Annotated in this window: 16 protein-coding genes; 10 read left to right on the plus strand and 6 right to left on the minus strand. The window is 75.6% G+C overall.

From position 1 onward, the window contains the following. The first annotated feature begins 71 nt into the window (after nucleotides 1-71). The 4 genes from ACGFSC_RS21260 (at nucleotide 72) to ACGFSC_RS21275 (ending at nucleotide 4,810) form a co-directional block, all read left to right on the plus strand. Complete coding sequence (locus tag ACGFSC_RS21260) at nucleotides 72-3,197, plus strand: nitrate- and nitrite sensing domain-containing protein (RefSeq protein ID WP_359898617.1); 3,126 nt, start codon at nucleotides 72-74, stop codon at nucleotides 3,195-3,197. Next, nucleotides 3,194-3,604 carry a roadblock/LC7 domain-containing protein gene (locus tag ACGFSC_RS21265; protein ID WP_359898615.1) on the plus strand — a complete coding sequence of 137 codons (411 nt, stop codon included), beginning with the start codon at nucleotides 3,194-3,196 and terminating at the stop codon, nucleotides 3,602-3,604. The genes ACGFSC_RS21260 and ACGFSC_RS21265 overlap by 4 nt, the downstream gene beginning before the upstream one ends. A 125-nt stretch (nucleotides 3,605-3,729) precedes the next feature. Beyond that, nucleotides 3,730-4,077 (plus strand): DUF742 domain-containing protein, encoded by a 348-nt coding sequence (locus ACGFSC_RS21270; RefSeq protein ID WP_359898661.1) that lies wholly within the window; start codon nucleotides 3,730-3,732, stop codon nucleotides 4,075-4,077. Nucleotides 4,078-4,237: 160 nt separating this feature from the next. Further along, nucleotides 4,238-4,810: an ATP/GTP-binding protein gene (locus ACGFSC_RS21275; RefSeq protein WP_359898660.1), complete on the plus strand. Its 573-nt coding sequence runs from the start codon at nucleotides 4,238-4,240 to the stop codon at nucleotides 4,808-4,810. A gap of 137 nt (nucleotides 4,811-4,947) precedes the next feature. On the opposite strand, the gene ACGFSC_RS21280 is transcribed toward ACGFSC_RS21275, so the two are convergent. Next, nucleotides 4,948-5,319, minus strand: a complete 372-nt coding sequence (locus ACGFSC_RS21280; protein ID WP_359898613.1) for a hypothetical protein — start codon at nucleotides 5,317-5,319, stop codon at nucleotides 4,948-4,950. A gap of 361 nt (nucleotides 5,320-5,680) precedes the next feature. Between ACGFSC_RS21280 and ACGFSC_RS21285 the strand changes: the two genes are divergently transcribed. Then, entirely contained in the window at nucleotides 5,681-6,247 is a 567-nt protein-coding gene (locus ACGFSC_RS21285; protein WP_359898611.1) for an RNA polymerase sigma factor, read from the plus strand. A 97-nt stretch (nucleotides 6,248-6,344) separates the two neighbouring features. Further along, complete coding sequence (locus ACGFSC_RS21290; RefSeq protein WP_359898609.1) at nucleotides 6,345-7,382, plus strand: hypothetical protein; 1,038 nt, start codon at nucleotides 6,345-6,347, stop codon at nucleotides 7,380-7,382. A 131-nt stretch (nucleotides 7,383-7,513) separates the two neighbouring features. On the opposite strand, the gene ACGFSC_RS21295 is transcribed toward ACGFSC_RS21290, so the two are convergent. Beyond that, the gene (locus tag ACGFSC_RS21295) at nucleotides 7,514-8,965 is read right to left on the minus strand and encodes a cation:dicarboxylate symporter family transporter (protein WP_359898608.1); all 1,452 of its coding nucleotides are present in this window, start codon (nucleotides 8,963-8,965) and stop codon (nucleotides 7,514-7,516) included. Between the two features lie 205 nt (nucleotides 8,966-9,170). On the opposite strand from ACGFSC_RS21295, the gene ACGFSC_RS21300 reads away from it, so the two are divergent. The 4 genes from ACGFSC_RS21300 (at nucleotide 9,171) to ACGFSC_RS21315 (ending at nucleotide 15,115) form a co-directional block, all read left to right on the plus strand. Then, complete coding sequence (locus ACGFSC_RS21300) at nucleotides 9,171-11,135, plus strand: ATP-binding protein (protein ID WP_359898607.1); 1,965 nt, start codon at nucleotides 9,171-9,173, stop codon at nucleotides 11,133-11,135. Next, complete coding sequence (locus tag ACGFSC_RS21305; protein ID WP_359898606.1) at nucleotides 11,132-11,860, plus strand: response regulator; 729 nt, start codon at nucleotides 11,132-11,134, stop codon at nucleotides 11,858-11,860. Before ACGFSC_RS21300 ends, ACGFSC_RS21305 begins: the two co-directional genes overlap by 4 nt. Nucleotides 11,861-12,074: 214 nt before the next feature. Then, nucleotides 12,075-13,568, plus strand: a complete 1,494-nt coding sequence (locus ACGFSC_RS21310) for a diaminobutyrate--2-oxoglutarate transaminase (protein ID WP_359898605.1) — start codon at nucleotides 12,075-12,077, stop codon at nucleotides 13,566-13,568. Between the two features lie 92 nt (nucleotides 13,569-13,660). After that, nucleotides 13,661-15,115, plus strand: a complete 1,455-nt coding sequence (locus ACGFSC_RS21315; RefSeq protein ID WP_359898658.1) for a pyridoxal-dependent decarboxylase — start codon at nucleotides 13,661-13,663, stop codon at nucleotides 15,113-15,115. A gap of 127 nt (nucleotides 15,116-15,242) precedes the next feature. Here ACGFSC_RS21315 and ACGFSC_RS21320 read toward each other — a convergent pair whose 3' ends face one another. The 4 genes from ACGFSC_RS21320 to ACGFSC_RS21335 form a co-directional block, all read right to left on the minus strand. Next, nucleotides 15,243-16,040: an inositol monophosphatase family protein gene (locus tag ACGFSC_RS21320; protein ID WP_359898656.1), complete on the minus strand. Its 798-nt coding sequence runs from the start codon at nucleotides 16,038-16,040 to the stop codon at nucleotides 15,243-15,245. A 175-nt stretch (nucleotides 16,041-16,215) separates the two neighbouring features. Then, nucleotides 16,216-17,526, minus strand: coding sequence for a type III PLP-dependent enzyme (locus ACGFSC_RS21325; RefSeq protein WP_359898604.1), 1,311 nt, complete (start codon nucleotides 17,524-17,526; stop codon nucleotides 16,216-16,218). Next, entirely contained in the window at nucleotides 17,523-19,367 is a 1,845-nt protein-coding gene (locus tag ACGFSC_RS21330) for an IucA/IucC family protein (protein ID WP_359898603.1), read from the minus strand. Before ACGFSC_RS21330 ends, ACGFSC_RS21325 begins: the two co-directional genes overlap by 4 nt. After that, complete coding sequence (locus ACGFSC_RS21335) at nucleotides 19,364-20,581, minus strand: MFS transporter (RefSeq protein WP_359898654.1); 1,218 nt, start codon at nucleotides 20,579-20,581, stop codon at nucleotides 19,364-19,366. The genes ACGFSC_RS21330 and ACGFSC_RS21335 overlap by 4 nt, the downstream gene beginning before the upstream one ends.

Genomic DNA, 20,581 nt, shown 5'->3' on the forward strand with positions numbered 1-20,581 from the left:
CGCTCCCGGTCCGGCCCCGCAGCCTCCGCCCACCCGGCCTCCGCCCTCCCCGCCCGAAAGGCTCCTCACCCATGCGAGAAGACCGCGGTACCGCCCCCGGTACCCGCCGGGGTGCCCATGCCGGGCCGCCCGCCCGTTCGCCGCGCCCCGGCCCGTGGTTGCGCGGGCTGCGCCCCCGGACCGTCCGCGCCCGGATCATCGCCCTGCTGATGGTCCCGGTCGTCTCCGTCATCGCCCTGTGGGGGTTCGCCACCGTCACCACCGCCCAGGGCGTCTGGGGCCTGATGCGCCAGCGCGACGCCCAGCGCACGCTGCTCACGCCGGTCGCGGAGACGGTCGCCGGGCTGCAGGCCGAACGCACCGCCGTCGGTCAGCTGTTGGCGGCCCCAGCGGCCCCAGCGGCCCCAGCGGCCCCAGCGGCCCCAGCGGCTCCGGCAGCCCCAGCAGCCCCGGCGGCGATCCCGGCGATCCCGGCGACCGCCCCCAGCGCCGCCCGGGAGAGCGCCCTGCGCGAGGCGGCGGCGGCCACCGACCGGGCGCTCGCCCCGCTCTTCCCGGACCCCCGCCGACCCGACCGGGGCTACAACCGCGCCGACGCCCAGGGCCTGGGCGGTGAGGCGGCCGCCCGGCTGGACGCCCTCGGCGGTTCGCTCGCGACCCTGCCCGCACTGCGCGACCGGGTCCTGGCCAGGAGCGTCGGCTGGCCCGAGGCGTACGCGGCGTACGGCGAGGCGGTGGACCGGGCGCTCGCCGCCGCCGGCGCCGTCGCTCCCTTCCAGGAGCGCCAGGCGGCCGCCGACGCGCGGGTGCTGCTGGAGCTGGCCCGGTCCCGCGAACTGCTCTCCCGCGAGGACGCGTTGCTGCGCGCTGCCCAGCTGTCGGGCGGGCTCGGCGACGACCAGCTGCGGGAGTTCTCCGGCGCGGCCTTCGCCCGGCGCGAGTTCGAGCGGGGCGCCGCCGCCGACCTGCGCTCCGTCGACCGGGCGGAGCTGCTCGCCGTCACCGGGGGCCAGGACCACCGCGAGCTGGCCGGGTACGAGGACAGGGTGCGGACGGCCGCCGACGGCCGGGCGGCGGTCGCGGCGGTGCCGGCCGACCGCTGGGCGATGGTCGCGGGCAACGTGGCCGGTGCCCTGCGGGGCGTCGAGGACCGGGCCGGAAGGCTTGCCGCCGAGCGCCAGGACCCGTACGCACTGGGCCTGTTCACCCCGGTCGGGATGGCCGTGTTGCTCGGTCTGGTCGGCGTGGTGGCCTCGCTGGTGATCTCGGTGCAGATCGGGCGCGGGCTGGTCACCGAGCTGATCGGCCTGCGCAACTCGGCACTTGAGCTGGCCGGGCGCAAACTGCCCGCGACCATGCGGAAGTTGCGTGCGGGCGAGGAGGTGGACATCGAGGCCGAGGCGCCCCGGCCGGTGGGGCGGGGCGACGAGATCGGCCAGGTGCACCGGGCGCTGGGGACCGTCCAGCGGGCGGCGGTCACGGCGGCGGTCGAACGGGCCGAGGTGCTCTCCGGAGTGTCCGGGGTGTTCGTCAACCTCGCGCGCCGCAGCCAGGTCCTGGTGCACCGCCAACTCACCCTGCTGGACGCGATGGAGCGCCGTACGGAGGATCCGTCCGAGCTCGCCGACCTGTTCCGGCTGGACCACCTCACCACCCGGATGCGCCGCCACGCCGAGGGCCTGATCATCCTCTCCGGGGCGGCCCCCGGTCGGGGCTGGCGCCGTCCCGTCCCCCTGGTGGACGTGGTGCGCGCGGCCGTCTCGGAGGTCGAGGAGTACGCCCGGGTCGAGGTCCACCCGCTGCCGCGCGCCGCGGTGGTCGGCCACGCCGTCGCCGACCTCACCCACCTGGTGGCCGAACTGGTCGAGAACGCCACCGGGTTCTCGCCGCCGCACACCCGGGTGCACATCCGGGGCGAACGGGTCGGCAACGGCTTCGCGCTGGAGATCGAGGACCGCGGCCTCGGCATGGGCCCGGAGGTGCTGGCGGCGGCCAACCGCCGGATCGCCGCCGCCGAGCAGACCGACCTCTTCGACAGCGACCGGCTCGGCCTGTTCGTGGTCAGCCGGCTCGCCCGGCGGCAGGACGTCAAGGTCTCGCTGGTCACCTCCGCGTACGGCGGCACCACGGCGGTGGTCCTGCTGTCGACCGCGCTGCTGGCCGACGAGGCGGCGGCGGTGGGGGCCGAGGACGTGCGGTACGGCTTCGAGCCGGTCGCGCCTCCGCTGCCCTCGGCGGCGGCGGGCGGCACGGCGTCGGGTGGCACGCTGGCGTCGGGTGCCGCGGCGGTCGGAGCAGGGCCGGTGGAGCCGGTGCTCGCCGATCGGGCGGATCACCGCGCTGTCCCGGAGCGGGAGTTCACCCCGGAGCACGGCCGCGCGGAGCGGCCGGCGGGCGGTCCGGGCGGTGGCCCGAACGGTGGCTCGCCGGGTCTCCCGACCGGCGTCTCGGGACACCCGGGACACCCGGGGCACCCCGGGCGCCGGGATGAACCGGGGCACCGGGAGCACCCGCAGGGCGGGACGAGTGACGGGCTTCCGGCGGCGGGTGGGCCGCCGCCGGAAGGTGGGGCGCTGCTGCCGTTCGGTGTCCGGGGCAGTGCCCCCGGGCCGGTGCGCCGCACCCCCTTCCGGGCCTCCGGTGCCCGGGAGGCCGGTCCGGCTGCGGACGGGCGCGCGGGTGCGGCCGCCCGTCCGCAGTCCGGGCCGCCGCAGCCGTACGGCGCGGAGCCGTACGGTCAGGGCTCCCTCGCGGAGCCGGTACCCGGACCGGCCACGGACGGTTCCGGCTCGGACGGCGTCGGATCGTGTGGCCCCGGCTCGGACGGTCCCCGCTCGGGTGGCCACCAACTCGGCCAGGGGCCTGAGGAGTTGCCGCGCCGGACCCGCCAGGCGAGCCTCGCACCGCAGCTGCGCGAGGCCCCGGCCCGTCCGCCTGCGCACAGGGGCCGTACGGCTGCCTCCTCCTCCGTCCTCGCCTCCGCCGGGCCGGGTTCCGGGGGCGGTTCCGGCGACGGCTTCGGTGCGGCGGGCCGCAGCCCCGAGGAGGCGCGGGCGGCGATGTCCGCGTTCCAGAACGGATGGGCGCGCGGTCTGCACCCGGAAGGCCGGCGGGACGGGCAGCCCGCCGACCCTCCGCAGCCGCCGCGGGCGCACCACCCCCAATCCCCGTCCCGATCCGAAGGAGAGCGTCCGTGATCGCCACCACCCACCGCGCGGGAGCGCTGAACTGGCTCCTGGACGAGCTGGTCCAGCGCGCCCCCGAGCTGCGCTTCGCCGTGATGCTCTCCGCCGACGGCCTGGCCATGGGCACCTCGGCCGGACTGGCGCGGGAGGACGGAGAGCACCTGGCGGCCGTCGCCTCCGGATTCCACAGCCTTGCCAAGGGAGCGGGCCGGCACTTCGGTGCGGGCGAAGTCCGCCAGACCATGGTCGAGTTGGAGGGCGGCTACCTGCTCGTCGCGGCGGCCGGAGAGGGCACCTGCCTAGCCGTGTTCGCCACCTCCCGGGCCGACCTCGGCCTGATCGCCTACGAGATGGCCAGGCTGGTCCGCCGGGTCGGGGAGCATCTGGGCGCCCCGCCGCGGGCGGTGGGCGGCCGGTGAATCCGGTGCCCCGCCCGTACCGGGGGCGACATCCGGAGCACCCGGGGGCCGACCCCGACGGGCAGCCCCGCAACCCGCTCGCCGCGGCCCACCGGGCGCGCTGGTACGACGACGAGGCCGGGCCGATGGTCCGCCCGTACGCGATGACCCGGGGGCGCACCGGGGCCGGGGAGCAGCAGTTCGACCTGATCGCCGTGGTGGTCACCGAGCCGCCCGACCCGACGCTCCTGCCCGGCGTGCCCGAGCCGCCGGTCGGCCCGGAACAGGCGCACATCCTGGCGCTGTGCCGGGGCACCCCGCTGTCCGTGGCCGAGCTGGCCGCCGACCTCGACCTGCCGGTGGGTGTCGTGCGGGTGCTGCTCGGCGATCTGCTGACGGCCGGGCTCATCCGGGTCCGCCGTCCCGTCCCGCCCGCCCTGCTCCCCGACGAGCGCATCCTCCAGGAGGTCATCCGTGGACTCCGCGCACTCTGACCACCCGTCCGCATCGTCCGCCCCGCGCGTACCGTCCGCACCGCTCGTACCGTCCGGACCGCGCGTACCGTCCGACCCCCTCGGCCTGTCCGATCCGTACGGCGGGCCGGATCCGTACGGCGGGCCGGATCCGTTCGACGCCGAGGATCCCGACGGCACCGTGCTCGCGCTCAAGATCCTGGTGGCGGGCGGCTTCGGGGTCGGCAAGACGACGCTGGTCGGCGCGGTCAGCGAGATCCGGCCGCTGCGCACCGAGGAGCGGCTGAGCGAGGCCGGGCGCGAGGTGGACGATCTGGACGGTGTGGAGCGGAAGACCACCACCACGGTGGCGATGGACTTCGGGCGGATCACCATCCGCGAGGGGCTGGCGGTCTACCTGTTCGGCACCCCCGGGCAGGACCGGTTCTGGTTCCTCTGGGACGAGTTGGCCCAGGGGGCGCTCGGTGCGGTGGTGCTCGCCGACACCCGCCGGCTGACCGACTGCTTCCCGGCCGTCGACTTCTTCGAGCACCGGGGCATCCCGTTCGTGGTCGCGGTGAATCGTTTCGCCGGGACGCGGGAGTTCGGCCCGGAGGACGTCGCCCGCGCGTTGGACCTGGATGCCGGGACGCCCGTGCTGCTGTGTGACGCGCGCCGCCGGGCCTCGGGCAAGGAGGTGCTGATCAACCTGGTCGAGCACGCGGGCCGGGTGCACGCCGCCCGGCTGCTCGCGGACGTCTCGCCGGTGGGCTGAGACGGTGGCGGCGGAGGTGCAGCGGGCGGGCGGCGGACAAATGACGGCTGACAGATGACAGATGACAGCTTTCGAAATCTGTCAGCCGTCATCTGTCGGCCGTCGACCGCCGGTTCTGTCAGCGGTTCAGCAGTGCCTCAGCTGTGCCACTGGAACACGATCCGCGTCCAGGTGGACCCGGGACACTTGCCCCAGACCGCCCAGGCCTCCGGTCGCGCGCCGATCCACAGGCCGGTGGTGTGCGAGCCGTCGGCACAGTAGGTGATGGTGCGCAGTCGCCCGGAGTAGACGTTGCAGTAGCCCTCCCAGCGCCAGCCGTAGTTGCCGGTGATGACGCAGTGGTAGGCCTCGGACGTGATGGTGTTCCAGGCCTCGGCGGCCCCGGGGGTGACGGAGCGGGTCCCGGCCGTCGCCGCGGCGGCCGGCAGGGCGGTGGCCCCGAGTGCGCCGAGGGCGGCCGTGGCGGCCAGCCCGAACGTGGCGATCTTCCTGGCGATGCAGCCTCGCACGGTGGTTCTCCTTGCTGAGGGGTTCTCGTCGGGCGGGTGTCCCGGACGTCGGGATGTCCGCGCGGTCCGAACGCGGATCGCGCGGTCCGAGCGGAGGTGAATTCCCGCCCCCCGTACGACTGGTGACGTGTTGCACACGAATGACTGCGCACAGTGAGACGACGAACTATGATGTGACCTGTGTCACAAGTAATCCGGTTGGCTCATGGTTCCTGCGGCCAGGACTGACCGGGTTCTCGGAGTGCCGATTTCCGGGGAGAGCGGCATGGCGGATTGCAGCGCTCGGAATGAGGGCGGCGGCGGACGGGAAAGGGACTTCGGTCCCAACGGGAGCGGCGGTCAATCGGCCGAATTCAACCAGGTGTTCACGGATCTGCTGCCCAGACTCCAGCAGGCGGCGGCCTCGCTCGCCGGCGGTCCGGCCGGTGCGGGGGACGTCGTCCACGACGCGTACCTCAGGATCGCCCGTCGGCCGGAGCGCTTCCTCGGCCATCCGCAGCCGTACGCCTACGCGTTCACCACGATGGTGAACATCCTGCGCGACCAGTGGCGCCGGGAGCGCCGGCGGGTGTCGATGCCCGAGGTACCGGAGACGGGCGACATCGGCGAGCGGGACCGGGGGCTGCCCGACCTCCGGGCCGGTGGGATGGCCGAGTTGCAGGCGCGGTGGGAGGTGATGCGGCTGCTCGGCTTCCTGACCGTCAAGCAGGCCCGTGCGGTGGTGCTGGTCGACCTCGACGGCTACAGCGTCGACGAGGCCGCCGAGCTGCTCGGGCTGCACCGCAGCACGCTGGCGGTCACCCGGCGCCGCGCCCACGGTCGGCTGCGCGCCGTCGTCCAGCGGGAGCGCGAGCGTGACGGGGAGTGCGGTCGGGAGCGCGGTCGGGAGCGCGATCGGGAACACGCGCGGGAGCGGGAGCGGAGCTGAGGGCGCGGTGGCGGGCGGGCGACCGCCGCGCCACCCCGACGCACCGAACCGTCGGCAAGTCGGCTCGGGCGCTGCCCCGGCCCGTACCCTGCGAATCGTGATCACGTACGAGGACGGCGGCCTGCGCGCACTGGCCGAGGACGGCCGCTGGCCCGAGCTGCTCGCCGCCTACCGGCAGGGCCGCGCGGCTGCCGTGGCGGAGGCGGGGGAGGAGGCCGCGGCGGCGCTGACGGCTCCGCTCGGCCACCTGATCGCCTACGCGGCGCCGCCCGAGCTGGCCGTCCGGCTGTTCGACCGGGAGGGTGGCGCGGGGACGGCCGCCGGGGTGGCCGACCATGACGCCGGTCCGCTCTGGGAGGTGCTGGCGACCAGGCACTCCTGGCTGCGGCTGGCCCCGCTGCTCGGTCCGGCCCCGGTGCGACGGCTGGTCGCACACACCAGGGCGCTGCTCGGCGAGGACCTCTCGCACACGGCCGAGCCCGATCCGGAGGGCGTGCCACTGCGTCTGGAGCCATGGGAGGTGGCGGGCTGGGGCGAGACGGCCCGGGTGCGGGAGTACCTGCCCGGCGGGGGCGCGCGCAGTGCGCTGCTGACCCTGCCGGCCAGCCGGGAGGGCCTGGGCGAGGTGGAACTGCCCCCGGCGGCGCAGCCGGGTGGCCGGCCGGCCGGACCGCGGGTCGCCCGGGCGCTGGCCGGGCTGGGCGCGCTCGCGCCGTGGGCGCAGACGGCCTGCGTCCGCGGCCAGGCCCCGGCGGCGGCCGCCCTGCTGGCCCGCGACCGGCGGGTGGTCGGAGGCTATCTGCCGTTCGCGCTCGCCTACCCGGCGCTGGTGCGGGCCGCCGCCGTGGGACGGTCGCGGGGCTGTGCGCACGGGAGGCTGGGGCTGTGGCGGGCGCTGGCGGCGGTGGCCGGGGCGGACGGTCAGGGCGGTGCGAGCAGTACGGACGGTGCGGGCGGGACGGACGGCGCGGATCGTGCGAGCGGGACGGACCGGGGCGAGGTGAACGCGCTGGTGGCCCGGATGCGCTGCTTCACCTGGCAGGAACCGTCGGCCGGACTGCACCATCTGCACATCGCGCTGGAGGACCCGGCCAGTGGGGTGGCCTGGGTGGTCAGCGGCTCGCAGGAGTTGTGACGTGCCGGCCGGACTGCCGCCGGACCGAAAGCCGGACGGAAGCCGGGCGGAAAGACGAAACCCTGGTCCGGCGCCGATTCCGGGGGTTGGTGGGAGGCGCCGGACCAGGGAGTGAGGGGGTGCCGCCGGGCTCAGACGCCGACGGGGGAGGTCCCCTGAGGGGTTCCCTGCGGGGTTCCGTGGCCGGTTCCCTGGGCGGGGACGTCCTCCGGGGCGTCGGTCGTGGAGCCGTCCGCCGCGCCGGCGGGCCCGGCGGGCGCACCGTGGGCGTCGACCAGCGTCAGTTCGTCGAACGGCAGCTCGCCGGCCAGCACCTGCCGGGCCCGTGCGGCGTCGAGCTCGCCGGTCCAGTGCCCGATGAGCACGGTCGCGACGGCGTTGCCCGCGAAGTTGGTGAGCGCGCGGGCCTCCGACATGAAGCGGTCGATGCCGACGATCAGTCCCACGCCGTCCACCAGTGCGGGCTTGTGCGACTGGAGTCCGCCCGCGAGGGTGGCCAGTCCGGCGCCGGTGACCCCGGCCGCGCCCTTGCTCGCGATCACCATGAAGACCAGCAGTGAGAGCTGCTCGCCGAGCGACATCGGCTTGTCCATCGCCTCGGAGATGAAGATCGAGGCCATGGTCAGGTAGATGGCGGTGCCGTCGAGGTTGAAGCTGTAGCCGGTCGGCACGGTGATGCCGACGACGGGGCGGCTGACGCCCAGGTGCTCCATCTTGGCGATCAGGCGGGGCAGCGCGCTCTCGGACGAGGAGGTGGAGAGGATCAGCAGGAACTCGCGGCCGAGGTACTTCAGCAGCGCGAAGACGTTGACCCCGGCGACCAGGCGCAGCAGCGTGCCCAGCACCACGACGACGAACAGCACGCAGGTGACGTAGAAGCCGATCATGATGACGGCCAGGCTCTTCAGCGCGGCGGTGCCGGTGGCGCCGACGACGGCGGCCATCGCCCCGAAGGCGCCGATCGGCGCGACCCACATGATCATCGACATGACCCGGAAGACCAGGCGCTGCACGTGCTCGATCCCGCGCAGCACCGGCGCGCCGGCCGCGCCCATCGCCTGCAGCGCGAAGCCGGTGAACAGGGCGACCAGCAGGGTCTGGAGGACCTTGCCCTGGGTGAGGGCGGAGAACAGGGTCTCGGGGATCATCCCGAGCAGGAAGTCGGTGGTCGACTGGGCACCGCCGGCGGCCGCCTGGGCGTGGCCGGACTTGGCGAGCGCGGCGGTCAGGTGCAGGCCGCCGCCGGGCTCCAGGAGGTTGCCGACGACCATGCCGATGGCCAGCGCGACGGTCGACATGGCGAGGAAGTAGCCGATGGCGAGGCCGCCGACCTTGCCGACCTTCGCGGCCTTGGTCACCGAGCCGATGCCCAGGACGATGGTGCAGAAGATCACCGGGCTGATCATCATCTTGATCAGGTTGACGAAGCCCGTGCCGACCGGCTTCAGCTCCACGGCGAACCCTGGGGCGGCCAGACCGACCACGACGCCCGCGACCACCGCGGCGATCACCGCGATGTAGAGGTAGTGGGTCCGGTCCTTGCGTCTGGGTCCCGCCGCCGGGGCGGCTCCAGCGATCGACATCTGCGGCTCCCTTGCCGTGCAGTCCTGGTGGCCCCGGGGGATGGGCCGCTCCGACTATGGGCCCCGAAGTGACGGAGGTCACGTTTGCGTTCATAGAGTTCACGAACGCGGCGGACGGCCGGGGCCGCCCGGACGGCGGGCCCGCGAAGGGTGCGGGCCGGGCGGGCCCCCGGGGTGTCCGGGGGCGTGGTGCACACTGGCAGGCATGTCCGAGCGCACCGCCCCCACCGCCCCGCGCCGCCGCTCGCACCGGCCGACGGGCCGCGGAGCCCGGCGGCTGCCTCCGGGTCCGCCCCGGCATCCGGCCCGCCGGCTGCCCCGCGGGCTGTCCCGGAGCCTGGTCCGATGCCTGGTCCGATGCCTGCCCCGGCGCCTGGTCCGCAGTCTGGCCGGGCAGCTCTTCGTCGTCCAGGTGGTGATCGTCGCCGCCGTGGTCGCCGGTGGCGCGGTGCTCGCGTACCTCTTCACCGCCGATCGCGCCGAGGACGCCGCCCGCCGCCAGGTCACCGCGGTCGCGCATGCCGTCGCGGACTCGCCGTCCGTCCGGGCCGCGGTCGCCGGTCCGGACCCGACCTCGGTGCTCCAGCCGTACGTGGAGCAGGTGCGGGCGGACACCGGGGTCTCCTTCATCACCGTCATGGACACCGACGGTGTGCGCTGGACCCACCCGCTGCCCGAGCAGATCGGGCGGACCTACCTCGGGCACATCGACTGGGCGCTCGCCGGGCAGACCCGCAGTGAGACGTACACCGGCACGCTCGGCCCGTCCGTGCGGGTGGTCGCCCCGGTGTGGGACGACCGGCACCGGGTGGTCGCGCTGGTCAGCGCGGGTCTCACGGTGGAGTCGATCTCCGCACAGCTGAGCGGCCCGCTGCTTGCCCTGGTCGGCGTGGCGGTGGCCGCGCTCGCGGTCGGTGGCGTCGGCACCTACCTCGCCAACTCCCGACTGCGGCGGCACACCCACGGGATGGGGCCGGACGAGCTGAGCCACCTCTACGAGTACCACCAGGCCACCCTGCACGCGGTGCGCGAGGGACTGGTGCTGCTGGACCGCTCGCACCGGGTGGTGCTGTGCAACGACGCGGCCCGGGAACTGCTCGGCCTGGCAGGCGAATTGGACGGCCGTCCGGTGGCTGAGCTGGGGCTTCCGGAGGCATTGGTGGCGGCCGTACTGGGGGAGGAGCCGGTCCGGGACGAGGTGCACCTGACCGCCGAGCGGGTCGTGGTGCTGAACACCTCCACCATCGGCACCGGCACCGGTCTCGGCCGGGTGGTCACCCTTCGGGACCACACCGAACTCCAGGCGCTCAGCGGCGAGTTGGACTCGGTTCGCGATTTCACCGAGGCGCTCGGCGCGCAGGCGCACGAGGCCGCCAACCGCCTGCACGCGGTGGTCTCGCTGATCGAACTCGGCCGCCACGAACAGGCGGTGGAGTTCGCCACCGCTGAGCTCGAACTCGCCCAACAGCTCACCGACCGGGTGGTCGCGGCGGTGAGCGAGCCGGTCCTGGCCGCCCTGCTGCTCGGCAAGGCGGCGCAGGCCGCCGAACGAGGAGTGGAGTTGACCCTCACCGAGGACAGCCGGATCGACGACGGGGTGCTGCCGCCCGGGCTCCCCGCACGGGACCTGATCACCGTGCTCGGCAACCTGATCGACAACGCCGTGGACGCCGCCATCGCCGGTGCGGCCGAGAGCCCCGTCCCGCCGGAGGTCACCGTCACGGCACGGGTCGCCCGCGGCCGGGACTGCGGAGGGCCGGGCCGCAGCGCCCACGGCGACGAGAACGGGGACGGGGACGGGGACGGGGACGGGGGCGGGGACGGCAACGGCGTCAGCGGCGGTGGCGCGGCGGCGGTGGCCGGTGACTTCCTGCTGCTGCGGGTCGCCGACACCGGTGCGGGCATCGACCCGGGCGCGGTCGAGGACGTCTTCCGGCGTGGCTGGAGCACCAAGCAGGACGGCCACGGGCACGGGCTCGGGCTGGCGCTGGTCGCCCAGGCCGCCCGGCGCAACGGCGGCACCGTCGAGGTCGGGCGGGAGCGAGGCGCCGTGCTCACGGTGCGACTGCCGCTGGCCGGACGGCCGGGAGAGGCCGTCGGCGACCAGGGGGAGTCCATCCGGCGGCCGGGGGAGTCCCCCGGCCGGGAGCAGGAAGGGGCGCTGGTGTGACCGGTACCGCCGACACCCCCGCCGCGACGGGCATCTCGGTCCTGGTGGTCGAGGACGACCCGGTGGCCGCTGCCGCGCACACCCTGTACGTCCGGCGCGAGCCCGGCTTCCACGCCGCGGGGACCGTCCACAGCTGCGCCGACGCGCTGCGCTTCCTGGACCGGGCCCGCGCCGCCGGCACGCCCGTCGACCTCACCCTGCTCGACCTCTACCTCCCGGACGGCCACGGGCTCCAGCTCTGCCGCACGCTGCGCGCGGCCGGTCACAGCACCGACGTCATCGCGGTGACCTCGGCCCGCGACCTCGCCATGGTCCGGCAGGCGGTCTCCGCGGGCGTCGTGCAGTACCTGCTGAAACCGTTCAGCGCGGCCGCCCTGCACGACCGCCTGGAGCGCTACGCCCGGTACCGCGACAGCCTCGGGCGCACCGGCGAGGCGACCGGGCAGGAGGAGGTCGACCAGGCGTTCGCGCTGCTCCGCACGCCGGAGCGCAGCACCCTGCCCAAGGGGCTGAGCGCGCCCACCCTGGACACCGTCGCCTCGGTGTTGCGCGAGGCGGCCGCCGGGCTGTCGGCCGCGGCCGCGGGCGCCGCCGCCGGGGTCTCGCGGATCACCGCGCGGCGCTACCTGGAGCACCTGGTGGAGACCGGGTGCGCGGTGCGGGAGCCCCAGTACGGGAGTGTCGGGCGGCCGGAGCTCTGCTACCGCTGGAGGGGGCGGGCCTGACGGCCGCCGGGGGTGAGGCGGCATGGGTCGGCGGTCGGGATGGGTCGGAATGGGTTGGCGAGGGCCCGGCCCCGGGCCGTGACCCTTCCGCGCGATGCTCGTTGGATGAACCGGGGGAGGTTCACTCACTCGGGTGGTTCCGGAGGCCCCGGGGTGTTCCTCCAGGTCAAGGGCAGTAAAGTTAGGCTAACCTAACTTCCCCTGGGGGTTTCTCGTGTCACTCGCTGCCGTACCCGTCCAGGCCGCCTCCGGAGCCCCGGCCGCCGGTGAAGCCATCCTGCGCCGTCAGCGCGTCCGCGAGTCCGCCGCCAGAACGTACGCCCGCTCCTTCCCGATCGTCCCGGTCCGCGCCCACGGCATGACCGTCGAGGGCGCCGACGGGAGGCGCTACCTCGACTGCCTCTCCGGCGCCGGCACGCTCGCCCTCGGGCACAACCACCCGGTGGTGCTGGAGGCGATCCGCCGCACCCTCGACAGCGGTGCCCCGCTGCACCTGCTCGACCTCGCCACCGCGGAGAAGGACGACTTCACCAGCGCGCTGTTCGAGAGCCTGCCCGCGGAGTTCGCCGCCCGTGCCCGGGTGCACTTCTGCGGACCGGCCGGGACGGACGCCGTCGAGGCCGCCCTCAAGCTGATGCAGACCGCCACCGGCCGCTCCGGCGCGCTCGCCTTCACCGGCGCGTACCACGGCATGACCGCCGGCGCCCTCGCGCTCACCGGCAACGTCGCCGTCAAGGAGCCGCTGCCGAGCGGTGGCGAAGTCGCCCGGCTGCCCTTCCCCTACGGCTACCGCTGCCCGTTCGGGGTCGGCGGCGACGCGGGCGCCGGCCTCGCCGCGACCTACGTGGAGCGGCTGCTGGACGACCCCTCGGGCGGCGTGGTCCCGCCGGCCGCGATGATCCTGGAGGCCGTCCAGGGTGAGGGCGGGGTCGTCCCCGCGCCCGACGGCTGGCTGCGCGAGATGCGCCGGATCACCGCCGAGCGCGGCATCCCGCTGATCGTCGACGAGGTGCAGACCGGAGTCGGCCGCACCGGCGCGATGTGGGCGATCGAGCACAGCGGCATCGTCCCGGACGCCATGGTCCTCTCCAAGGCCATCGGCGGCAGCCTGCCGCTCGCCGTCGTCGTCTACCGCGAGGACTACGACGGCTGGCGGCCCGGCGCCCACACCGGCACCTTCCGCGGCAACACCCTCGCCATGGCCGCCGGGGCCGCGACGCTGCGCCACGTCGCGGCGAACGGGCTGGCCGAGCGGGCCGCCGCCGTCGGCGAGCGGATGACGGCCCGGCTGCGCGAACTCGCCGTCGAACTACCGGTGATCGGCGACGTGCGCGGCCGGGGGCTGATGCTCGGCGTCGAACTGGTCGACCCGGCGGCCGAGCCCGACGCCTGCGGCGCCCGGCCGGCCGACCCGGCGCTCGCGGTGCGGGTCCGGGAGGCCTGCCTGGCGCGGGGCCTGATCGTCGAGCTCGGCGGACGCCACGACGCGGTGCTGCGGCTGCTTCCGCCGCTCACCATCACGGACGAGCAGGTGGCGGCGGTCCTGGAGCGGCTGGCGGAGGCGATCGCGGCGGCCTCCACGACCGGGCGGCCGGGTGGATCGGCGAACGGGTCGGCGGGCGGATCACCGAGCGGGTCGGCGGGCGGGCCGGGGCAGGCGGTGGCAGGTGCGTCCGCGGGCGCGCCGGCGGCTCGGGGCCGGCGGTGAGCGGCCCCGGACCGGACCCCGGAACCGACCCAGGAACCGACCCCGGCACCGACCCCGTCGGGCTCCCCGCGGACGGCGTCGCGACGGACGCCCTGGCGGGCGGCGCCGCCGGGCCGGGCGCGCTCGGACCGCTGCTGGCCACCGTCCTCGACTCCCTGGAGACGGGCACCGCCATGCGCTCCGGACCGCTGCCGGCCGGCAGTCCGGCCGAGATCGCCGCACTCGTCGACGACGCGCTGGCCAGCGACGACGGACCGGGCGCGCTCGCCCGGCTCACCGAACTGCTCGCCTACGGCGCCGCCGACCCCGCCGACCCGGCCTGCGCCGCGCACCTGCACTGCCCGCCGCTCGCCGTCGCCGCCGCGGCGGACCTCGCGGTCAGCGCCCTCAACCCCTCCCAGGACTCCTGGGACCAGGCCCCCGCCGCCACCGCCCTGGAGAGCGCACTGCTCGCCGAGATCGCCGGACTGGTCGGCTACGACCCGGCGCGCGCCGCCGGCGTCTTCACCTCCGGCGGCACCGAGTCCAACCTCATGGGGCTCATGCTGGCGCGCGACCAGAAGCTCGACGGCATCGTGGAGCTGGACGGCATCCCGGCCGGAGTCCGGCCGTGCATCCTCGCCTCCGAGGCCGCGCACTTCTCCGTCCAGCGCGCCGCCGCCCTGCTCGGCCTCGGCGAGCGGGCCGTCATCCCCGTCCCGGTCGACCGCGGGCTGCGGATGCGGGAGGACGAACTGGAACGGGCGATGGCCGAGGCCAGTTGGGCCGGCCGGACCCCGATCGCCGTGGTCGCCACCGCCGGCACCACCGACACCGGGGCCGTCGACCCGTTGTCCGCCGCCGCCGACCTCGCCGGCCGCTACGGCGCCTGGCTGCACGTGGACGCCGCGTACGGCGGCGGCGCGCTGCTCTCCGACCGGCTCGCCCCGCTGCTCGACGGCATCGCCCGCGCCGACTCGGTCTCGCTCGACTGGCACAAGCTCGGCTGGCAGCCGGCCGCGGCCGGGGTCTTCCTGGTCCGCCGCGCGGAGACCTACGTCTCGCTCGCCCGCCGCGCCGAGTACCTCAACCCGGTCGACGACGAGCAGGCCGGGTACCCCAGTCTGCTCGGCCGCTCGCTGCGCACCACCCGCCGGGCCGACGCCTTCAAGCTCGCCGTCACCCTGCGCACCCTCGGCCGCGACGGACTGGGCCGGCTGGTCGACGCCTGCCACGACCTCGCCCGCACCGCCGCCGACGCCGTGCGCGCCGACCCGGCGCTCGAACTCCACGCCGAGCCCGTGCTCACCGTCATCCTCTTCCGCTACCGGCCGCCCGGGGTGACGGACGAGGCGGCGTTGGACGAGGTGAACGGCCGGCTGCGGCGCCTGCTGCTGCGCACCGGCCGGGCGGTGGTCGGCCGCACCGAACTCCCGGGCGACGGCCCGGGCCGGGTCCGGCTGAAGCTCACGCTGCTGAACCCCCACGCCACGGTGGGGGAGGTCGGCGCGCTGCTGCGGGAGGTGGTGGGCGCCGGGCGCAAGGTGGCGGGCGAGCGGGCGGGGTAGGGCGGACGGGCGGGGCAGGGCGGACGGCTCTGGGCGGGCCGGGCGCTCCCGGGCGGGTCGGCCCTTCGGTCGGACCGGGCTTCCGGGCGGGCAGGCCCCGGGGTTCCGGGCGGGCTGGGCCTCGGGATCAGCCGCCCAGGAGGATCGACCGGGTGAGCTCCCAGGTGTCGGGGTCGGCGGCGACCAGGAGGCCGTCCTCGCAGCCGGGGGCCTCCGGGCGGTACGGGGTGCCGTCCGGGCGGGCGGAGACGCCGCCGGCCTCGGTGACCAGGAGCGAGCCGGGGGCGTGGTCCCAGGGAAGGGTGCGCCAGTAGAGGATGAAGTCGAAGCGGCCCTCGACGACGTCCGGGTACTCGATCCCGGCGGCGTGCCGGCCGGGGGAGATCTCGCCGAAGGACGCGATGTTGTCCTGGAGCCGGCGGCGGTGCTCGGCGTCGAGGTAGCGGCTCTTCACCGAGCCGCGCAGCTTCGCGACGTCCCGGGGTGCCGGTGGACGGGTCAGGCGCTCGCCGTCGCGCCAGGCGCCGGAGCCCAGTTCGGCGCAGTAGGCGGTGGCGGTGGCGGGCTGCCAGATCCAGGAGGCGACGGTCCGGCCGGAGCGGACCAGGGAGCACATCACGGCGTACTCGGGTCTACCGGCGACGAAGTTGGCGGTGCCGTCCACCGGGTCGACCAGCCAGACGGCGGGTTCGTCGCGAAGGGCCAGGGCGAGCGACGGGTCGGCGGAGACCGCCTCCTCGCCGACCACGGGGACGGGCAGCAGCTCGTGCAGTCGGCGGGCGATGATCGCCTCGGCCTCGCGGTCGGCGACCGTCACGACCTCGCCGGGGGCCTTCTCCATCACCTCGCCGGCGGCCAGCGCCCGGAAGCGCGGCTCCACCGCCTCGGCCGACGCCTCGGCGAGTATCTCCGCCACCTTGTCCATCAGCACGTTCGCGCTCCCTTCGCTGCATACCACTCTCCCACGAGTGGAGGAACGGGGCGGCGGCGGACCGGGGGCGGTGGGACAGCCGCCGGCCGGGAGGCGACGGGCGACAGCTCACGACTGACAACTGACAGCTGACAGCTTTCGAAATCTGTCAGCTGTCACCCGTCGGCTGTCACCCGTCGGCCGCCGTCACCCGTCGCCCGTCCTTCGTCCTCCGTCGCCCCTCCGCCGGGCTCGGTCCATCGCCGCCCAGGTAGTGGAAGCCCGGGCGAGGGTGCATCAGGAACTCGTGGTGCGAGATGTTCCACGCGTACGCGCCCGCCATCGCGAACAGCACGCGGTCGCCCGTCCGCAGGCCGTCCGCGCCCTCGGCCGCGTGGGCGAGGACGTCCTTCGGGGTGCAGAGCTGTCCGGCCAGGGTGGCGCGGCCGCCGGTGACGGCCGGGCGCGGCCAGGGGTGCGGCCAGGCGTCCACCGGGAGCACCGCGAAGGGCTGGGAGTGCCCCCGGGTCGCGGGCGTGCGCAGGTGGTGGGTGCCGCCGCGGACCACCGCGAAGTCCTCGCCGTGGCTCGCCTTCACGTCCAGCACCTCGGTCGCGTACCAGCCGCAGTAGGCGGTCAGCGCCCGGCCGGGCTCGATCCGCAGGGTCAGCCCGGGGTGGGCGTCGAGCAGCTCGGCCAGGCCCTCGCCGAAGGCCGTCCAGTCGAAGCGGGAGGAGGGGTCCGCGTAGTCGACGGCCATTCCGCCGCCGATGTTGACCTCCGCCAGGGGGAAGCCGTGCCGCTCGGCCAGTGCGGCCGACCAGGCGACGATCCGTGCCGCGACCGACAGCTGCTCCGCCGCCGGGAGCCCGCTGGCCAGGTGGGCGTGCACGCCGCGCAGCCGCAGCCGGCGCGCCGACGGACCGCCGCCGGTGAGCAGCCGGACGCACTCCTCGGCCCGGTCCGGGTCCAGCCCGAACGGCGTCGGACGGCCGCCCATCGCGAGCGGCACCGCGTCGAGCGCTGCCGTCTCGACCGCGAGGTTGACCCGCAGCAGCACGTCCACGACCGCGCCGGGCCGGTCCGCGAGGACGGCGGCCAGCCGGTGCAGCTCCTGCTCGCTCTCGACGTGCCAGCGGTGCACCCCGGCGTCCACCGCCGCGGTGATCTCGGCCGGAGTCTTGCCCGGCCCGCCGAAGGCCAGAGGAGCGTCCGGCACGACGGCCCGGACGTGGGCCAACTCCCCTCCGCTGGAGACCTCGTAGCCGTCCACCACCGGGCGCAGCGCGGTCAGCAGTGGCGCCTCCGGGTTGGCCTTGGCGGCGTAGTACAGCTCGACCCGCTCGGGCAGCGCGGCCCGGACGGCGGCGGCGTGCTCCCGAAGGGCTGCCAAGTCGTAGACGTAGGAGGGAAGTTCGTCGGGGGTGAGGCCGGCGGTGAAGCTGCGGACGGCCTCGGTGGGTCGGACGGCCTCGGCGGGCCGGGCGGTCTCGGTCGTCATCGGGCGGTGCTCCCGGCGGGTAGGCGGACGGGCGTGTGCGCCGGCGGGCGGGCGGACGCGTGGTCCGGTGTGCGGGCGGGCATGCGGGCGGCCCCGGCGAGGACGGAGCCGGCCAGCGGGGAGGGCAGCCGGACGTAGCCGGCCTCGCGGTCGGCCTTGCGCTCCCAGCGGGTCAACAGGTTGGCCTTGGCGGGCAGTGGCACACCGGCGAGCAGAGCGCGCAGCCGGGGCGGGCAGCCGTGCGCGGCGGCATACTCCTCCAGGGTGTCCCGGACGGCCTGCCAGAGCGCGCACTCCAGCTCGGGGTGGCGGTCGGCGAGCGCGGCGAGCAGTTCGGCGACGTGGTTGACCAGCAGGCAGTACACCACCCGGTCCCAGCCGCGTTCCGCGTCGTAGGTCATCGGGCCGGCCACCTCGGGCGCGAGCGCGGCGAGGATGTCGGCGTTCTGCTCGGGGACGAGCTTGGTGCCCTCCAGGTCGCGGAAGAGCACCTGGACGGGGTGCCCGGAGGGGTCCACGCCGATCAGCACGTTCTGCAGGTGCGGTTCGAGCACCACACCGTGGTCGAAGTAGGCGGACAGGACCGGCGGGAGGAGCAGTCGCAGGTAGTCGCGCCACCAGTCGAGCGCCGCCGCGCCGTCCGGACTCGCGCCCAGCAGGCGGGAGATGTGCGCGGAACTGGTCGGGTGCTCGTCGGCGACGGCGGCCGCGAGCAGCGGGGTGGCGCCGGGCCGCAGCACACCGCCGAAGCCCTCCCGGACGATCAGGCCGAAGCCCTCGTACAGTGCCCGGTCGGGCCGGCCGTCGGCGCCGGGCAGCGCGAGGGTGCGGAAGGCCGGTTCGCGCAGCACGCCCGAGGCCGGGAAGCGCCGGGCGAGGTCGGCCAGGGCCGGGGCGAGCAGCCGGGTGAGCGCGACGGCGCCGGTGAGCTCGTACGCGGCGTTCTTGCGCAGGCAGTTGGTGATGCGGACGTTCAGGCTGAACTTGAGGAAGGCGTCGGCGCCGTGCAGGGTGCGCACCGAGGCGGTGGCGGTGAAACGCTCGCCGCGGGGGCCCAGGTCGAGGACGTCGCCCCGGGCCAGGGCGGCGCGCAACAGGGGGTGGTCGCCGATGAGTTGGTACTGCCAGGGGTGCGCTGGCAGCAGCCGGTAGCCGTCCGGCACCTCGCCGAGGCCGTCCAGCAGTGCGGTCGCGCTCCCGTCCAGTGACTCCTCGGCCAGCAGGTCCGCGCGGACGGCGAGGTGGCGCAGGGGGAAGGCGGCGCGGGACTCGGGGGCGTAGCCGCGCCAGTCGCCGCGGGCGGCGGATCGGGCCTTGGGGGCCGGGTGGAAGCGGTGGCCGAACAGCAGTGCCTGCTCGGACTCCAGGTAGCGGTCGGCGCCGGGGGCCGGCCGGTCGTCCAGGCCCTGGCGGACGCCCTGGTGGCTGGACGCGACCTGGTCGAGGAACTCCTCGTTCACCGTGCCGGTGCGCAGCTCCAGTTCGTGCTGGACGTACTCGGCCAGCTCCTGCCAGCCCAACTCGACCCAGTCGCCGCCCCGTTCGACCTCGACCGGCCCGGTGAAGCGGTGCGCGCCGAGCAGCGAGGTGCGGCGCAGGGCGACCCGCAGCAGGGCGCCTCGGCGCGGCAGCCGCAGCAGCAGGCGGCCGCCGTCGGCGGCGGTCTGGTGCTCGGGCGCGGAGACCTCCCGCAGCAGGCAGTTCAGCAGGGTGTGGACCACCGCCTCGTCGGCGGTGGGCAGTTCGTCGCCGCCGAGCCGGCCGGTGGTGTCGAGGGGCCGGCCGGTGGGGTCGCGGGGTTCGTCGGTCCTGGGCGAGTGGGCGGACTGCTCGGGGGTCATCGGCGACTCCAGCGCTGGCGGAGGGACGGGAGGGTGAGGGTGGCGGCCGCGACGGCGGCCAGCAGGGCGGCGGCGGTTCCGGCCACCACGGGGGCGGCGGCGCCGAACCACCCGTTGGCCAGCGCGGCGACGGCGCCGGCGGCGACGGCGCCGCCCTTGGAGACGAGTTCGAGGGTGCCGAACATCCGCCCGGGCGGGCGCCCCCGGGCGGCACCGGCGGCGAGTACGGCGAGGCAGACCAGCCCGAGTGTGAGCCCGGCGCCGAGCAGCAACCGGACGGCGACGAACACGGGCAGCGAGTATGCCACCGTGTGTCCGGCCAGGCCGAGCGCGACGAAGCCGAAGCCGAGCGCGATGCCGGTGTGCGGGCGGGCGTGGAACACGGTGTGGGTGCGGGAGGCGAACACCAGGTAGCACAGGTGCGGCAGGGCGAACAGCACGCCGGTCGTGGTGCCGTCCACGCCGGGCAGGCGCTGCTCGGCGAGGGCGATCAGGTAGGGGAGGGAGATCACCGTCGCGAAGACGAAGGCGAACTCGAAGGCGTAGAGCGGCAGCAGCGACACCGTGGCGACCCGCTCGGCCGGCCGGCCGGCGGTGGCCGCCGCGGCCTCGGCGAGCTCCGGTTCGGGCAGCAGGGAGAGGAACACCGCTGCCGCGAGCGGGAGTACGGCCATCACGAGGTACTGGCGGTGCGGATCGATCCACGGGGAGAGCGCCCCGACCAGGATCGGCGCCGCCACCAGCGCCGCCCGCGCGCTGCCCTGCATCAGGGTGAGGGCGCGGGAGAGCCGGGAGCCGTCGAGCGCGGCGGCCAGATAGCCGTTGGTGGCGGCGAAGGTGCCGCCGAGGAAGCCCTGGAGGACCAGCGCGAGGGTGAACGCGGTCAGGCTGTCGGCCGCCCCGGCCAGCAGGAAGGAGACGGCGAGGCCGAGTTGGGCGCGCAGCAGCAGTCGCTTGCGCCCGAAGCGGTCGGCCAGCCGGCCCCACAGCGGTGCGCCGAGCGCGCTGAACACCGTCGGGACGATGTACAGCACACCGGCCCAGCGGGCCTGGGGGTCGCCGAGGGCGGGCAGGATCGCGGTCAGAAAGGGCGGCAGGCCGAGAGCGGCGAAGGAGGCGACGAAGTAGCAGGCCGCGACGGTGTGCACCTGGCGCCGGGCGAGCCCGCCGGAGGGGTCGGCCGATGGCTGCGACCGCTGCGGCAGGGTCTCCAC

Origin of the sequence: Kitasatospora sp. NPDC048715 (genome assembly GCF_043198905.1) — a bacterium.
GTDB lineage: Bacteria > Actinomycetota > Actinomycetes > Streptomycetales > Streptomycetaceae > Kitasatospora > Kitasatospora lactacystinica.

Coding starts and splice junctions, on each gene's coding strand:
- ACGFSC_RS21260 (WP_359898617.1), top strand. CDS start 72: ATGCGAGAAGACCGCGGTACCGCCCCCGGTACCCGCCGGGGTGCCCAT.
- ACGFSC_RS21270 (WP_359898661.1), top strand. CDS start 3,730: ATGGTCCGCCCGTACGCGATGACCCGGGGGCGCACCGGGGCCGGGGAG.
- ACGFSC_RS21295 (WP_359898608.1), bottom strand. CDS start 8,965: ATGTCGATCGCTGGAGCCGCCCCGGCGGCGGGACCCAGACGCAAGGAC.
- ACGFSC_RS21300 (WP_359898607.1), top strand. CDS start 9,171: ATGTCCGAGCGCACCGCCCCCACCGCCCCGCGCCGCCGCTCGCACCGG.
- ACGFSC_RS21320 (WP_359898656.1), bottom strand. CDS start 16,040: ATGGACAAGGTGGCGGAGATACTCGCCGAGGCGTCGGCCGAGGCGGTG.
- ACGFSC_RS21325 (WP_359898604.1), bottom strand. CDS start 17,526: ATGACGACCGAGACCGCCCGGCCCGCCGAGGCCGTCCGACCCACCGAG.
- ACGFSC_RS21330 (WP_359898603.1), bottom strand. CDS start 19,367: ATGACCCCCGAGCAGTCCGCCCACTCGCCCAGGACCGACGAACCCCGC.